This is a genomic window from Streptomyces sp. DH-12 (genome assembly GCF_002899455.1).
In the GTDB taxonomy this organism is placed as follows: domain Bacteria; phylum Actinomycetota; class Actinomycetes; order Streptomycetales; family Streptomycetaceae; genus Streptomyces.
Genome location: NZ_PPFB01000001.1, coordinates 285,299 through 299,871, shown reverse-complemented (window position 1 = coordinate 299,871; position 14,573 = coordinate 285,299). Strand labels below are relative to the sequence as shown.

16 protein-coding genes and 1 pseudogene are annotated in these 14,573 nt (G+C 71.4%); 8 read left to right on the top strand and 9 right to left on the bottom strand.

Annotated elements, in window-relative coordinates:
• Window positions 1–149: 149 nt before the first annotated feature.
• The 5 genes and pseudogenes from C1708_RS34695 to C1708_RS34225 form a co-directional block, all read left to right on the top strand.
• Window positions 150–551, top strand: a pseudogene (locus C1708_RS34695) (DUF4158 domain-containing protein); the annotation flags it as partial.
• Between the two features lie 220 nt (window positions 552–771).
• Window positions 772–1,101, top strand: coding sequence for a hypothetical protein (locus C1708_RS34690; RefSeq protein WP_241911484.1), 330 nt, complete (start codon window positions 772–774; stop codon window positions 1,099–1,101).
• Between the two features lie 23 nt (window positions 1,102–1,124).
• Window positions 1,125–1,613, top strand: coding sequence for a hypothetical protein (locus tag C1708_RS34235; RefSeq protein WP_198602360.1), 489 nt, complete (start codon window positions 1,125–1,127; stop codon window positions 1,611–1,613).
• A complete protein-coding gene (locus tag C1708_RS34230) occupies window positions 1,591–2,064 on the top strand; it encodes a hypothetical protein (RefSeq protein WP_198602359.1) in 474 nt (157 codons plus the stop codon). The genes C1708_RS34235 and C1708_RS34230 overlap by 23 nt, the downstream gene beginning before the upstream one ends.
• Window positions 1,992–3,323, top strand: a complete 1,332-nt coding sequence (locus tag C1708_RS34225; protein WP_198602358.1) for a Tn3 family transposase — start codon at window positions 1,992–1,994, stop codon at window positions 3,321–3,323. Before C1708_RS34230 ends, C1708_RS34225 begins: the two co-directional genes overlap by 73 nt.
• Window positions 3,324–3,358: 35 nt before the next feature.
• Here the strand turns inward: C1708_RS34225 and C1708_RS00575 are convergent, their stop codons facing one another.
• Together C1708_RS00575 and C1708_RS00570 are read right to left on the bottom strand one after the other, a co-directional pair.
• The gene (locus C1708_RS00575; RefSeq protein WP_198602357.1) at window positions 3,359–4,555 is read right to left on the bottom strand and encodes a macrolide family glycosyltransferase; all 1,197 of its coding nucleotides are present in this window, start codon (window positions 4,553–4,555) and stop codon (window positions 3,359–3,361) included.
• A gap of 58 nt (window positions 4,556–4,613) precedes the next feature.
• Window positions 4,614–5,267, bottom strand: a complete 654-nt coding sequence (locus tag C1708_RS00570) for a CatB-related O-acetyltransferase (RefSeq protein WP_106410789.1) — start codon at window positions 5,265–5,267, stop codon at window positions 4,614–4,616.
• A gap of 99 nt (window positions 5,268–5,366) precedes the next feature.
• Between C1708_RS00570 and C1708_RS00565 the strand changes: the two genes are divergently transcribed.
• A complete protein-coding gene (locus C1708_RS00565) occupies window positions 5,367–5,993 on the top strand; it encodes a TetR/AcrR family transcriptional regulator (RefSeq protein WP_106410788.1) in 627 nt (208 codons plus the stop codon).
• Between the two features lie 521 nt (window positions 5,994–6,514).
• Window positions 6,515–7,369 (top strand): NAD(P)H-binding protein, encoded by an 855-nt coding sequence (locus C1708_RS00560; protein ID WP_106410787.1) that lies wholly within the window; start codon window positions 6,515–6,517, stop codon window positions 7,367–7,369.
• A 92-nt stretch (window positions 7,370–7,461) separates the two neighbouring features.
• Here the strand turns inward: C1708_RS00560 and C1708_RS00555 are convergent, their stop codons facing one another.
• The 6 genes from C1708_RS00555 to C1708_RS00530 all read right to left on the bottom strand — a co-directional run bounded on the left by C1708_RS00555 (window position 7,462) and on the right by C1708_RS00530 (window position 13,797).
• Complete coding sequence (locus C1708_RS00555) at window positions 7,462–8,727, bottom strand: nucleotide disphospho-sugar-binding domain-containing protein (protein WP_106410786.1); 1,266 nt, start codon at window positions 8,725–8,727, stop codon at window positions 7,462–7,464.
• A gap of 2 nt (window positions 8,728–8,729) precedes the next feature.
• A complete protein-coding gene (locus C1708_RS00550) occupies window positions 8,730–9,734 on the bottom strand; it encodes a Gfo/Idh/MocA family protein (protein WP_106410785.1) in 1,005 nt (334 codons plus the stop codon).
• Window positions 9,731–11,152 carry an NDP-hexose 2,3-dehydratase family protein gene (locus tag C1708_RS00545; RefSeq protein WP_241911124.1) on the bottom strand — a complete coding sequence of 474 codons (1,422 nt, stop codon included), beginning with the start codon at window positions 11,150–11,152 and terminating at the stop codon, window positions 9,731–9,733. Before C1708_RS00545 ends, C1708_RS00550 begins: the two co-directional genes overlap by 4 nt.
• Window positions 11,149–12,468 (bottom strand): lipopolysaccharide biosynthesis protein RfbH, encoded by a 1,320-nt coding sequence (gene rfbH / locus C1708_RS00540; RefSeq protein ID WP_106410784.1) that lies wholly within the window; start codon window positions 12,466–12,468, stop codon window positions 11,149–11,151. The genes C1708_RS00545 and rfbH overlap by 4 nt, the downstream gene beginning before the upstream one ends.
• The gene (locus C1708_RS00535) at window positions 12,465–12,650 is read right to left on the bottom strand and encodes a hypothetical protein (protein WP_106410783.1); all 186 of its coding nucleotides are present in this window, start codon (window positions 12,648–12,650) and stop codon (window positions 12,465–12,467) included. Before C1708_RS00535 ends, rfbH begins: the two co-directional genes overlap by 4 nt.
• Before the next feature lie 64 nt (window positions 12,651–12,714).
• A complete protein-coding gene (locus tag C1708_RS00530; protein WP_241911403.1) occupies window positions 12,715–13,797 on the bottom strand; it encodes a DegT/DnrJ/EryC1/StrS aminotransferase family protein in 1,083 nt (360 codons plus the stop codon).
• Here C1708_RS00530 and C1708_RS34685 point away from each other — a divergent pair.
• Window positions 13,708–13,983, top strand: coding sequence for a hypothetical protein (locus C1708_RS34685; RefSeq protein WP_241911483.1), 276 nt, complete (start codon window positions 13,708–13,710; stop codon window positions 13,981–13,983). The genes C1708_RS00530 and C1708_RS34685 overlap by 90 nt on opposite strands.
• Window positions 13,984–14,363: 380 nt before the next feature.
• On the opposite strand, the gene C1708_RS00525 is transcribed toward C1708_RS34685, so the two are convergent.
• Window positions 14,364–14,546, bottom strand: a complete 183-nt coding sequence (locus tag C1708_RS00525) for a DUF5302 domain-containing protein (protein WP_106410781.1) — start codon at window positions 14,544–14,546, stop codon at window positions 14,364–14,366.
• Window positions 14,547–14,573 lie beyond the last annotated feature (27 nt).

Sequence of the window (14,573 nt, the reverse complement as noted above, 5' to 3'; positions counted from 1 at the left end):
AGAGGATCACGACGAGGTAGGCCCTGTTCTCGTATAGCTACGGCGAACGGACATGTAGCGCTGTGTGACTGCTGTGGTCGTCGTTTCCCCTCGCCTGGCGCCTCGTTGAGCTGAACGAGTGATCTCGGGCGTGGGGCGAGGAGTACGGGGTGCGGCAGGACTGGGAGCCGGAGGACCTGATCGAGGTCTGGACGCTGCTGGAAGACGACATGAAGCGGGTGCGGAACAAGTCCGGGGCGACTCGGCTCGGGTTCGCGCTGCTGCTCAAGTTTTTCGAGGTGGAGGCCCGGTTCCCCGAGTCGGCCCAGGAGGTGCCGACCGCCGCGGTGGAGCACGTAGCCCAGCAGGTCAAGGTTCCCGCAGAGGCGTGGGCGGACTACGACTGGCAGAGCAAGGCGATCCAGCGACACCGGGGCGAGATCCGGGCGGCGTACGGGTTCCGGGTGAACACCGAGGAGGACCAGGACCGGCTGGCCGCGTGGTTGGCTACCGAGCTGTGCCCGGTGGAGCTGTCCCGTGACCGGCTCGCGGCAGCCGTGGTGGCACGGTGTCGCAATGACCATATCGAGCCGCCGGCGCCCGGGCAGGTGCGGCGGTTGGTGGGCAAGGCGATCAAGGACTTCGAGAAGCGGTTCTGTCGCAGCACGCTGGACCGGCTCAGTCACACGGCCCGATCGCGGCTGGAAGATCTGATCGCGGGTGACGGCACCGAGCACGGCGCGGACGGCGAGGGCGCGGTGGCTGGGGGCGGGCGGTCGCACTTCACCGAGTTTGAAGACGGACCCTGGCGCCCCGGGCCTGGAGAGCCTGCTTGCGGAGGTGAACAAGCTGGAGCGGGTGAGGCGGCTGGACCTGCCTGCGGACCTGTTCGCGGACGTGTCGGAGAAGCTGGTGGACGCCTGGCGGGCCCGTGCGTCGAAGGAGTACCCGGCGAACCTGGAGCGGATGAAGCCGCCGCGGCGGCTGACGCTGCTGGCCACGCTGTGCCATGTCCGGCAGACGGAGATCACCGACTCGCTGGTGGATTTGTTCATCCAGCTCGTACTGAAGATCAACACCCGCGCGGAGCGGAAGGTTGAGAAGGAGCTGGGGCGGAGCTGAAGAAGGTCCGCGGCAAGGAGGCGATGCTGCTGCGGGTCGCGGAGGCGGCCTTGTCGGAGCCGTCCGGCACGGTGTGGCGGGTGATCTTCCCGGTGGTCGGCGGGGAGAAGACGCTCAAGGCGCTGGCGGCGGAGGCCGCGGCGAACGAGGCCCGCTACAAGGCGCGGGTGCGTACCGTGCTGCGGTCGTCGTACTCGGCGCACTGGCGGCGGATGCTGTCGCCGCTGCTGAAGGCGCTGGAGCTGAAGTGCAACAACACCGCCTACCGGCCGGTGATGGACGCGATCGACCTGCTCAAGCGGTACCTGGAGCAGCCGCTGAAGGAGGGTGCCTTCTTCGATGCGGCCGAGGCAGTGCCGCTGGACGGAGTGGTGCCCGAGCAGTGGCGGGCGGCGGTCGTCGACGACAAGGGCCGTCGAGCGCATCCCGTACGAGCTGTGCGTGCTCGTGTCGCTGCGGGACGCGTTGCGCCGGCGGGAAATCTGGGTCGTGGGCGCCAACCGGTGGCGTAATCCGGAGGACGATCTGCCCGCCGACTTCGAGGACAACCGAGACGTCCACTACGCCGCCCTGGGCCAGCCGCAGGACGCCGGCGAATTCATCACCGCTCTCCAGAGCAAGCTGCGGGCGTCGCTGGACCGCTTCGAGCAGGCCCTGGCCGAGGGCACCACGGGCGGGGTCGCGATCGTCAAGAAGCACGGCGAGCCGTGGATCAGGGCCTCCCCGCGCGGCAAGCAGGAGGAGCCGGAGTCGCTGATGGCGATCAAGGCGGAGATCGAACGGCGCTGGGGCACCATCGACCTGCTGGACATCCTGAAGCACGCCGAGTTCGACACGGACTTCATCGCCGAGTTCACCTCGGTCGCCACCCGCGAGAACCTGTCAAGGACGTGCTGCGGCGCCGGTTGCTGCTGGTGCTGTTCGGGCTGGGCACCAACATGGGCATCAAGCGGGTCGCGGTGACCGGCAAGCACGGCGAGTCTGAGGCGACGCTGCGCAGGGTGCGGCACCTGTTCGTCAACCGGGCCAACATGCGCGCCGCGCTGGTGAAGCTGGTGAACTCCGCCTTCGCCGCTCGCGACGAGATGTGGTGGGGTACCGGCACCGCCTGCGCCTCCGACAGCCGCAAGTTCGGGGCCTGGTCCTCGAACCTGATGACCGAGTGGCACCAGCGCTACCGGGGCCCGGGCGTGATGATCTACTGGCACGTCGAGCGGAAGTCGGTGTGCATCTACTCCCAGCTCAAGTCCTGTTCGGCCTCCGAGGTGGCCTCGATGATCGAGGGCGTGCTGCGGCACTGCACCGACATGGAGGTGGACCGGCAGTACACCGACACCCATGGCGCGTCCATCGTCGGCTTCGCTTTCGCCCACATGCTCGACTTCAAGCTGATGCCGAGGCTGAAGAACATCGGCTCCGCGAAGCTGTACCGGCCGGCAGCCGGGGAAGACGAGAACTGGCCGAACCTCGCGCCCGTACTGTCCACCAAGACGATCAACTGGGATCTGATCCGCCAGCAGTACGACCAGATCGTGAAGTACACCACCGCCCTGCGCCTGGGCACCGCGGAGGCCGAGCAGGTCCTGCGCCGCTTCACCCGCGGCGGGCCCAAGCACCCCACCTATCAGGCGATCGAGGAACTCGGGCGGGCGGTGCGGACGGCTTTCGTCTGCGACTACCTCGCCGACGTCGAGCTGCGGCAGGAGATCCACGAGGGCTTGCAGGTCGTGGAGAACTGGAACAGCGCGAACAAGGACCTCTTCTACGGCAAGGACGGCGACCTCGCCGGGCAGGACAAGGAGTCCCAGGAGGTGTCCATGCTCGCCCTCCACCTGCTCCAGTCCGCCCTGGTCCACGTCAACACGCTGCTGATGCAGCAGGTCCTCGCCGACCCGCAGTGGGCCGACACGCTCACCGATGCAGACCGGCGGGCGCTGTCGCCGCTGTTCTGGACGCACGTGAACCCGTACGGCAGGTTCGAGCTGGACATGAACAGCCGCCTCGACCTGGCCTGGAGTTGCCCCCAGCAGCGACGGTGCCCCGCCCGCGTGCTCCCGAGGGCCAGGGCGCCACGACACCCACCTGACCAGAGCCGGGCGCACGGTGGAGGCATGGCCGGGCGGGTGCGCCGCTGCGCGTACATCGTCTGGATCCACTCCGCCGCCCCGCCCTTGACGGTGATCTTCCCCGCGCTTGCCCTACAGGTACAGATCCTCGGATGAGGACGGCGCCAGCCGGGGAAGGGAAGCGGCCGTGCTCAGACCGCGGGGCCCTCGGCGGCGGCCAGCATGTTCTCGATGAGGTCAGCAGCGCGCCGGGTGCCGCCCTCGGCTCGGGCGGCGGCCTGCAACTGCTTGGACCGGTCGACGCGTTCCGGATCCGTGACCAGGTCGTTCAGCGCCGCGCGAAGGGTCTCGGCGATGGCGTCAGCGGTGTCCACACGGCGGGCGACGCCGAGTTCCACGAGCCGGTCGGCGTTCATGAACTGCTCGGCTCCCTGCGGCACGGCGATCATGGGAACGCCGGCGAGGAGCCCTTCGCTGCAGCCGCCCATGCCGGCGTGGGTGACGAAGGCGTCGGCCTGTTCCAGGATCGCCCGCTGCGGGACCCAGGAGTGCACCTCGACGTTGGACGGGATGGTGCCGAGTTCCTCGGGGTCGGTGTACTTGCCGATCTGGAGTACGACATGCCAGCCGGGCAGGTCGCCGAAGGCCGCGATGCACTGACGGTAGAACGCGGGCTGGCGCGTGTACGCGGACCCGAGCGAGATCAGCAGCACGTTGTCCGCGGCCGCCGGGCGGGTCCAGCCGTCCGTGTCCGCTCGGGTGTCGAAGCAGGGGCCGACGAAGGTCACCGTGTCGGTGTCGACTCGATCGGCGTGCGGCTGCATCGCTCTCGGGATCAGGGCGAGGGCCCGGGCGGGCGGACCGGAGAAGGTGTCCACGTCCGTGGTGGTGGCGCCGCAGTCGGCGAGCCACCGTGCGAACCTGTCCCGGTACGCGTCGGCGCCCGGCAGCTTCCGCAGATGCGCCGCGACTTCCTCCTGGTAGCCGTCCCAGCCGACGAACGTCGGGGACAGCTGCACGAGGGGACGGCCCTGCGCTTCGGCGAGGGCACGCGCGGCATAAGCGCCGATGTCATAGAGGTACAGGTCGGCCGGATCGTCGTCGTAGGCGGCGCGCAGTTGCGGGAGCGCCTGGACGGCGTCGTCGAGGAAGAGGCTCGCCGCGGCGATGGGATCGGCAGGCCAGTCGTTGTCCTCGACGGGCAACGTGGAGGTGCAGGGCACCAGCTCCGCGCCGGCGGATTCGATCCGGTCGGCCACGAACGGGTCGTTGGCGTAGGTGACCCGGTGCCCGCGGGCCACCAGCTCACGGATGAGAGCGAGGCTGGGCAGGACATGACTGACGATGGGGACGCCGACCATCGCGATATGGGCGCGGCGACGGGACATGGGCGATCACTCGTTTCTGGCGCGGGACGGGTGCGGGCGGTGTGGCGAGGACGCGGCGTCAGGGCCGGGCGATCTGCGCGGCGGCCTCCTCCAGGTCGGCGACGGTCCCCGACATGATCGTCCGTACCTGCCTGGTGATGTGCTGCACGGGCCAGTCCCACCACGCCACGGCGAGGAGCCGGGCGATGTCCGCGGCGTCGTAGCGGGTGCGGATGAGCCGGGCGGGGTTGCCGCCGACGATGCCGTAGTCGGGGACGTCGCCGGTGACCACGGCGCCGGCGGCGATGATCGCGCCGTGGCCGATGCGTACGCCGGGCATGACCGTGGCGCCGTGGCCGAACCACACGTCGTTGCCGACGACCGTGTCGCCCCGGCCGGGCAGGTCGGTGATCAGGTCGAAGTGCTCCGCCCAGGAACCCCCCATGGTGGGGAACGGGAAGGTGGAAGGGCCGTCCATGCGGTGGTTGGCGCCGTTCATGAGGAACCGGGTGCCCGTCCCCAGCGCGCAGTACTTGCCGATGACAAGCCGCTCGGGACCGTAGTGGTAGAGGACGTTGCGCGTCTCGAACGCGGTCGGGTCGTCCGGATCGTCGTAGTAGGAGAAGTCACCGACCTCGATCAACGGCGACGTCACCAGCGGCTTGAGCAGAACCACGCGCGGGTGCTCGGGCATCGGGTGGAGCACGGTGGGGTCAGCGGGAACGGGCGGCATCACGGATGCGGTTCCTCTCTGGCGAACCTAGTGCGACAACTGTCGCGTTAAGATGCTGGCACGGCCCTGCCGCCTTGATCAACCGGATACTGATTGCCGATGACAGACCCACTGGACACGACGCCGGACCGCCGTCCGGGCGGTCGCACCGCCCGCATCCGCGCCCAGGTTCTCGACGCGGTGCGCGCCGAACTCGCTGAAGGCGGTCACGAAGGACTCACGATGGAGGGCGTCGCGACGCGGGCCGGAGTGCACCGCGCCACGGTCTACCGGCGTTGGCGCGATGTCGGCGGCCTGCTCGTCGACGTCATCGACGCCGCCGGCGAGATCGACTGGCAGCCGCCGGACACCGGCTCCCTGCGCGGCGATCTGACGGCCCTCAACCAGGAGATCCAGGAATCCCTGGTCGTACAGCCGTCGCTCGCCGTCGCCCTGATGGCCGCCTCGTTCCACTCCGAACAGGCAGCGCGGGCCCAGACGAAGGTGTGGACGGACCGGTACGCCCAGTGCGAGATCCTCGTCGAGCGCGCCATCGAGCGCGGTGAACTCCCCGCACGGCACACGGACGCGCGGAGCCTGCTGATCGCCGCCACGGCGCCGCTCTACCACCAGCTGGTGCTCCTGCGTGCCGATCCGGACCCGCAACTCCCGGAACGGGCCGCGGAAGCGGCAGTCCTGGCGGCTGCCGCGGGCGCCTTCTCCGTCCGTCGGGAAGAGAGCGTGTGACCGAGGAGACAGGGAGCAAACAGCCGCGAGGTCGACTTGTGAGCCGCAGTGGATCCGGTATCTGCCGCGGGACCACACCGGCGGCCTGTCAGCGGCCGGGAAGTCCGGCCCGGAGCATCACCCGCACTGCACGTCTGTTCGCCGTAGCCGTACGGGAACAGGGCCGTGCCCGGTGGGGCGGTGGGGCGCCGTGCCGGCCCGTGGATCCCGGCCGTGACGCGGCCGCCGGGCGGAGCGGGAGCGGAGGCGGTCCGTCGGACCCGCGCCGCCCCGGCTGCCTCCGGAGCGGAGGAGTCGTGTCTCCAGAAGGTCGGGACGGAGTGCGAGGAAGCGGCTCCCGGGTGACGACGGACGGTGGAGTCGCGCCGCGTGTGGAGAACCACCGCAGCACGGACGTGGTGCTCGGCGACCGCGGCCAGGACCGTGACAGGTACCGCCGGACTTCCGGGAAACCGCCCAGCCGGTATATTTACGGTCCGGGTGCGCCTGCCGGCGGACCGGAAGCGGAACGGGGGCGCTCGATGATCCTGGTGACCGGCGCGACGGGGACGGTGGGCCGCGAGGTCGTACGACGGTTGCCCGAGGGGGTGCGCGCGCGCCTGATGACCAGGGGCCCCGCGACGGGCGTCGCGAAGGGACCGGCGGGTTCGGTCCATGAGACCGTCATCGCCGACTACGGGGACGCCGGATCGCTCGGGCGGGCGCTGGTGGGCGTGCGGACGGCGTTCCTGGTGACCAGCCGGGTCGGCGGGGACGACGACGCGCGGTTTCTGCGGGCCGCCCGCGAGGCCGGGGTGGAGCGCGTGGTGAAGCTGTCGGCGGCTGCCGTGCTCGATCCGCTGGCCGACGACCTGATCACCCGTTGGCAGCGCGCCAACGAGGAGTTGCTGCGGGACAGCGGCATGGAGTGGACACTGTTGCGCCCGCGCTCCTTCATGAGCAACGCGCTGTCCTGGGCGGCGTCCGTCCGCTCGGAACGGGTGGTCAGGGCGCTGTACGGGACGTCGGCCAACGCCTGTGTCGATCCTCGTGACATCGCGGAGGTGGCCGTGCGGACGCTGACCGAGGCCGGGCACGCCGGCCGGGCGCACACGCTGACCGGGCCGGCGGCCGTCACCCCGGTCGAGCAGACGGAACAGCTCGGCCGGGTGCTCGAAGTCCCCCTGCGGTTCGAGGAGCTGAGCCCCGAGAGGGCGCGCGCGGCCCTGAGGGCACGCCATCCGGAGCCGGTGGCGGAGGCTCTCCTGGCCGGCGCCCTCCGGCAGCGGGACGGGGCGAAGGCCGAGGTCGTGGACACGGTGCGCTCGGTGACCGGCACACCGGCGCGGCCCTTCCGGACGTGGGCGCAGGAGCACCGGGGCGCGTTCGCGGGATGAGCCGGTGGGGCGGTGAGGGCACGGGCGCCGGGCTCTTTCGCGAAGGGGCCCGGCGCCCGTGATGTGCCTTGCCGGCGTCGTCCGGCGGGCCGTCAGGCGCTCGGCCGGACGGGCCCCTTCGCCAGTTCCTCGAGGAGGGGCACGACGGCGTGCGGGGTGGGCATGGCGGTGATCTCGCGGCACACTTCCTCGGCGCCCTTGCGGAAGGCGGGCTCGGTGAGGATGCGGTGGAGCTGGTCGCGGACCGACTCGGCGGTGGCGCCTTCCCGGTCGACGACGAGGCCCGCACCCCTGCTCTCCACGTACTGGGCGACCGCGAGCTCGCCCCACTTCGGGGACAGGTTGATCAGCTGGGGCAGGCTCTGGGGGGCGGCGCAGCCGAAGGTGCCGTCGCCGCCCTGGTAGACGATGGCCGAGCAGGTGGGCAGGAGCTGGGTGAACGGGACGTAGTCGACGGTCCTGACGTTGGCGGGGATGGGGCCCGCCTCCGCGATCTCCTCGTCGTTGAGGGTGGCGACGACCTCGATGTCCATGCCGGCGAACGCCTCCATGAGGACGGGGAGGGGCACGGTGGCGAAGCGGGGGGCGTATCCGCGCACGGAGGCGCCGTAGGTGAGGCAGACGCGGGGGCGGGCGGGCGGGGTGCGCAGCCATTCGGGCTCCACGGCGGAGCCGGTGTAGGGGACGATGCGCATCGGGTGGTACGTGTGGCCGGGGGCGGGGAGCTGGGCGCCCGGGGGAACCGGGTCCAGGCTCCATCGTCCCAGGAGGAGGTCCTCGCCGAAGTCGACGCCGTAGCGTTCGAGGGCGGGGAGCATCGCGGCGACCAGGGGGTCCCGTTCGAGGGCGGCGCCCTCGCCGAGTTCCTCGCGGGTCCGATGACGGATGTGGCCGACGGTGTCGAGGGCCCACAGGAGGCGGCCGTGTTCGGCGCCGCTCGCGCGTGCCGCGATGGCGGCCGCGGGGAAGGCGGGGTCCCACAGGACCAGGTCGGGACGCCAGCCGCGGCAGTACGCGACGAGGTCCTCGACGACGCCTCCGCGTCCTCGGCCGTCCTCGGCGCGGAAGTTGGCGGAGACGATGCGGGGGGTCAGGTAGCGGCGTACCGAGCGCCAGCTCTCGTCGTCCTGGGGGTCGAGGGCGAGGGCGTCGATCGGCACCTGGCCCTCGTGGAGGTGGTCCTCGTCGGCGGGTATGCCGACCGTGACGGCGTGCAGGCCGCAGCCGGTGATGAGATCCTCGACGCCGGGTTTGGAGGCGAGGCGGACCTCGTGCCCGGCCGACTGGAGTGCGTGGGCGAGGGACACGCTCGGGTAGACGTGGCTCGCCAGCGGCACGGTGACGAAGAGAACGCGCATGGTCAGCTCCTGCGGGTAGGGACGGCGGTCGGGTCGGAGGGGGTGGCGAGGGCGCGCACGGCGGCGAGGAGGCCTGCCTGGCGCAGGGTGGCCGGGTCGGGCGGGGCGCCGGTGGCGGCGGCCTCGGCGAAGGCGGCGACGGCGGCGGCCACCTGGTCGAAGGGGTCGAGCCGGATGTCGCGGCGGCCCTCTCGGGTCTCGATCCGCAGCAGGGGCGGATGGTCGGCGGGCGGGGTGAAGGCGCGGTCGACGGTGAGGCGGCCCCGGCTGCCGCAGAGTTCGTAGACCGAGGCGTAGCCGTGGTCGAGGCCGAAGGAGAGGTGGGCGGTGGTTCCCGAGGGGGTGCGCAGGAGGGCGGCGCCGTGGGTGTCGACGCCGAGTGCGGGGTCCTCGGTGAGGACGGCGCCGACGGCCTGCAGCTGCGGCCCCAGAAGGTGGAGCGCGGCCCGGACGGGGTAGACACCCGTGTCCCACAGCGCGCCGCCGCCCAGTCCCGGCTGGTGGCGGATGTCTCCGGCGGGGAAGCGGGGGACGCTGAACTCGGCGCGCAGGGAACGCAGTTCGCCGATGGCGCCGGCGTCGACGAGTTCGCGTACGGCGGTGTGCTGCGGGTGGTGGACGAACATGGTGTTCTCGGCGAGGGCCAGTCCGCGGTCGCGGGCGAGGCGCAGGAGCCGGGCGGTGGCGCGGTCGTCGGTGGTGAGGGGCTTCTCCGCGAGGACGTGCTTGCCGCAGCGGAGGGCGGCTTCGACCCAGGTGCGGTGGAGGGCGGCGGGCAGCGGTACGTAGACGGCGTCGACGTCGTCCTGTTCGAGGAGGTCCTGGTAGCCGTGGACGGGCCGGGCGCCGTAGGGCTCGGCGGTGGCGCGGGCCCGTTCCGGGTCCCGGCTGGCGACCGCGGTGAGGTGGGTGTCCGGGCAGGCGGCGAAGGCGGGGAGCATGCGGCGGCGGGCGATCTCCGCGCAGCCGAGGACGCCGATCCGCAGCGGGGCGGGGCGGCGGGTCACCAGCGGACCGCCCCGGTGGTGAGGCAGGCCAGGAGGGTGCGTGCCTGGACGTTGAGGTAGTGGCCGTGCCGGGCGAGGGCGGTGAGCTGGGCGGGGGTGGCCCAGCGGTAGCCGGGGAGCTGTTCGGCGCGGGCGGTCGCCTCGTCGTCCGCCGTGCAGTCGACGACGAGGCAGCGGCTGAGGGCGCCGAGGAAGCGGCCGCCTTCCTCGGAGTGCACAGCCTGGTAGCGGATGCGGGAGGGGTCGGCGCCGAGGACGGTGTCGAGGAACGGCGGGCGGGCGTCCTCGGGGAGATGGGCGTAGTTGCCCGGGGTGCACTGGACGGTGGGGCCCAGTTCGATCCCCCCGTGGATGCCGCCTTCGGCCCTGGCCTGGACGAGGAGGTGGGGGATGCCGTCGATGCGGCGGGCGAGGAAGGCGGTGACACCGGTGCCGACGGGCGCGAGGAGGGGCTGGGTCCAGCCGCCGACCTCGCGGCTGCCCGCCTCGACGGAGACGGCGACGACGGAGAAGTGGCGGCCGGCCTGGTGGTCGATGGAGCGGTCGCCCCGGTGCCAGCCGGTCACCTCCCGGAGGGGGACGAGGGTGGCGCGGGCCTCGTGACGGGCGCGTTCGCCGGTGAGCCAGGACAGCAGTTCGGTGTCCCGGTGGCGTGCGCGGTCCGGGTCGTGGCCGTGGGCGACCGGGGCGCAGGCGAGGACGGTGCGGGTGTCCATGTTGACGAGGTTGTCGTGGTGGAGGAGGCGTCCGAGCTGGCCGAGGGTGAGCCAGCAGAAGTCGGGGTGGGCCGGGACGTCGTGGGTGGTCTCGACGAGGGTGTTGCGGTTGTACTTCTGGTGGAACCAGGAGCCGTGCTCGGACTGGAGGACGTCGGCCAGGACGCGGCGGCCGGGGCCGGAGCCGGGGGTGCCGTCGGGGCCGAGGACGTCTTCGAGGTGCCGTACGGGGGCGCCGCGGTGGGCGCGGGTGTAGTTGGAGCGGGTCGCCTGGACGGTCGGGGAGAGCTGGAGGAGATTGGGGTTGCCCGGCTCCATCTTGGCCTGGAGGAGGAAGTGGAGTACGCCGTCGATCTCCCGGGCGAGGAGGGCGAGGAGGCCGATCTCGGGCTGGCTGATGATGGGTTGCCGCCACTCGGGGACGGGGCCCGCCCCGCCGCGTACGCTCAGCCCCTCGATGGTGAAGAAGCGGCCGGTGCGGTGGCCGAGGTTGCCGGTGACCGGGTCGAACTCCCAGTGGTCGAGGTCGGCGAAGGGGATGCGCTCGACCGAGAAGCGGTGGGCCCGGCGGCGCTCGGCGAGCCAGGCCGGGACCTCGGCGGTGCGCATCTGGGCGCCCTCCTCGGTGTACGCGGCCGAGCGGGCGAGGCGGGCGGCGAGGCCGGGGTCGTGGCGGGGCGGGGCCGGCGGGGCGGTGGTCACGTGTTCCTCCGGACGAAGTCGCGCACGGTGGCGACCATGTAGTCCGTCATCTCTTCGGTGATGGCGGGGTAGACGCCGATCCAGAAGGTCTGCTGGGTGACGATGTCGCTGTTGGCGAGGTCGCCGACGACGCGGTAGTCGCGTCCCGCGTAGGCGGGGTGGCGGGTGAGGTTGCCCGCGAAGAGGCGGCGGGTGCCGATCTTGTGGTGTTCGAGGTGGTCGGTGAGGGCGGCGCGGTCGAAGGGGGCGCGGGGGTCGACGGTGAGGACGAAGCCGAACCAGCTCGGCTCGCTGCCGGGGGTGGGTTCGGGGAGCAGGAGGTGCGGGGTGCCGTCGAGTCCGTCGCGCAGGCGCTGCCAGTTGCGGCGGCGCGCCGCGGTGAAGGTGTCGAGTTTGTCCAGCTGGGAGAGGCCGAGGGCGGCCTGGAGGTCGGTGGACTTCAGGTTGTAGCCCACGTGCGTGAAGATGTACTTGTGGTCGTAGCCGTGGGGCAGGGTCCCCATCTGGTAGTCGAACCGGCGGAAGCAGGTGTTGTTGCGGCCGGGTTCGCACCAGCAGTCGCGGCCCCAGTCGCGGAGTGATTCGACGACGCGGGCGAGCTGCGGCCGCGAGGTCATCACGACGCCGCCCTCGCCCATGGTGAGGTGGTGGGCGGGGTAGAAGCTGACGGTGCTGAGGTCGCCGAAGGTGCCGGTGAGCCGGCCGCCGTAGCGGGTGCCGACGGCGTCGCAGTTGTCCTCGACGAGGTAGAGGCCGTGCTCCTCGGCGAGCTGGGCGATCTCCGCCGCCTCGAAGGGGTTGCCGAGGGCGTGGGCGATCATGATGGCGCGGGTTCGGGGGCCGATGGCCTCGGCGACGCGGCCGGCGGTGGTGTTGTACGTGGTGAGGTCGAGGTCGACGAAGACGGGGACCAGGCCGTTCTGGATGATCGGGTTGACGGTGGTGGGGAAGCCGGCGGCGACGGTGATGACCTCGTCGCCCGGGCGCAGGCGCCGGTCGCCGAGGGTGGGCGAGGTGAGGGCGGTGAGGGCGAGGAGGTTGGCGGAGGAGCCGGAGTTGGTCAGGTGGGCCTTGCGGCGGCCGTGCAGGCGGGCGAAGCGGGTTTCGAAGGTGCGGCTGCTCTCGCCCGCGGCGATCCTCAGGTCGAGGGCGGCCTCCACGAGTGCCAGCCGGTCGTCGGCGTCGAGGACGGCGCCGGAGGGCCAGATCTCGGTGACGCCGGGGACGAATTCCTGGTACCGCGTCTGGTCGGCGTGGTGACGGCGGGCGGCGTCGAGAACGAGCGCCTTGGTGTCGGCGGTGGTCAGGGTGGTCATGCGGCGGCCTCGATCCGGGTGTGGTCCTCCAGGGGCGGGCGGTGGTGCCCCGGGTTCTCGGCGGTGGTGCGCGGGCGGAGCGCCCGGGCGCTCTCCCCGCGCGCGGTGAACTGTTCGGGAGGCGAGTAGCTCAGGGGGCGGGGGCGGGTGCCCGCTCCACCCGTGACGACCTGGGCCTTCACGGTGTTTCCTTTCGGTGGGGGGTCGGGGGAGCCTCGGGGCGCGGCCCGGCGGGCGCTTCCGCCGTCAGGCGGTCCGGCGCGCGACCGCCTCGAGGAGGGCCTCGGCCACGGTGCGGACGTCGGTGTCGTCCAGGCTCTGGTGGAGGGGGAGCAGGAGAGTGCGCTCGTTGACCTGGTCGGTGCCGGGGAGTTCGGTGTCCGTGGCGCCGTAGGCGGGGATCTTGTGCAGGGGCGGGTAGCGGAAGGTGGTGTAGACGCCCTGGGCGAGGAGGTCGGCTGCGACGTCGTCGCGGATCTCCGGGGGCATCTGAACCCAGTAGAAGTAGTGGCTGGAGACGTGTCCGGCCGGGAGGGCCGGGGGGAGCTGGATCTCCTCGGTGCCGGCGAGCATCTGGTCGTAGCGGCGCGCGATCTCGGTGCGGCGTGTGATGTTCGCGGGGAGTCTGGCGAGCTGGACGCTGCCGATGGCGGCGGTGAGGTCGTTGCCCACCACGCGGCGGCCGAAGGTTTCCAGTTCCAGCTCCCACCATCGGGGGGAGACGCGCGCGGCGGCGAATCCGCTGTCGTGGCGCAGGCCGTGGTAGGCGAGCGTGCGGGCCTTGCGTGCCAGCTCGGGGGTGCGGGCGTGGAGCATGCCGCCGTCGCCGGTGACGAGCACCTTGGCGGAGTCGAAGCTCCAGACCGCGATGTCGCCGAACATGCCGCAGGCGGTGTCGCCGATCCGGGAGGCGACGGCGCAGGCGGCGTCCTCGATCAGGGGGATGCCGCGGCCTCGGCAGAGGCGGGCGACGGCCTCCACGTCGCCGGGGCTGCCGCCGTAGTGGAGCACCAGGACCGCCTTGGTGCGGGGGGTGAGGGCCTGCTCGACGTGGGCGGCGGTGGCGTTGGAGGTGCGGGGGTCGACGTCGCAGAAGACGGGGCGGGCACCGGAGGCGGCCACGGCGTTGGCGGCGGCGACGAAGGCCGCCGACGGGAGGACCACCTCGTCCCCGGGGCCGAGCCCGAGTATCTGGACGGCGAGGAAGAGTCCCGACGTACAGGAATTCAGAAAGAGGACGTGGTCGGGATCGGCGCCGATGTGCCGCGCGAATTCCGCTTCGAATCTCTGTGTGCGCGGGCCGTGACCGGGCCAATTGTCGGCGAACACCTCTGCCACGGCACGAAGTTCTTCTTCACCGAGCGCGGGCTGGAAAACATTGATCATGCCGACGTCTCCCCTGAACGCGGATCGCATACGCGGAACAATTCGCTCTGCTGTACGTCTCATCTGGCCGGTGAGAACACCGGTTTCCGCAATGGAAACCCCATGACCAGCCAAAGAGAAGGTAAATAGTCTTTTTGGCGCAGTCAACTCCTTTCCAGCGAAGTTCGAGCCGCCCCCTTCCTCCTGCGACATTTTCGGATACCCGAACTCCGCAGCGCCGCATCTCACCTGGATGAGAGGGAGTGCTCCGGAGGGGGGCGTCGGCGCACGCGTGGCCGAAATACGCTGTCGACCTGGAGGACTCCGGACGTCACCCCAGGGAATCCCGCACTTCTCCAGCACGGTTCAAGCGCTTCCGTATTCGGACTCCAGCGATTCTCCAGCATTTCTCCAGGGCTTTTCGAGTCGCACAGGAGAAGGGCTCCGAAGGCCGCGCTCCCGGCCCGGGACAAAGCTGTGCCGCCGGTGCGGGATCACCGCACCGGCGGCATGGAGGGGGAGCTGTCCGGTCAGCCGGTCTTCCTCCGGAAGTACCGCTTCCTGCCCGTCTGGCCGCTCATGCTCTTCACCTTCATGCGGCCTTCCTCGTGCGCCTGCTGGGAGCGCGTCTGGTTCTTCTTGCGCTCGAGCGCCTCGCGGAACCTTTCCCGGGCGTCCTTCTCCTCGGCGTTGCTGCTCGGCGTCTCCGCCATATGCGCCTCCTGTGTGTTGGGGGGTGG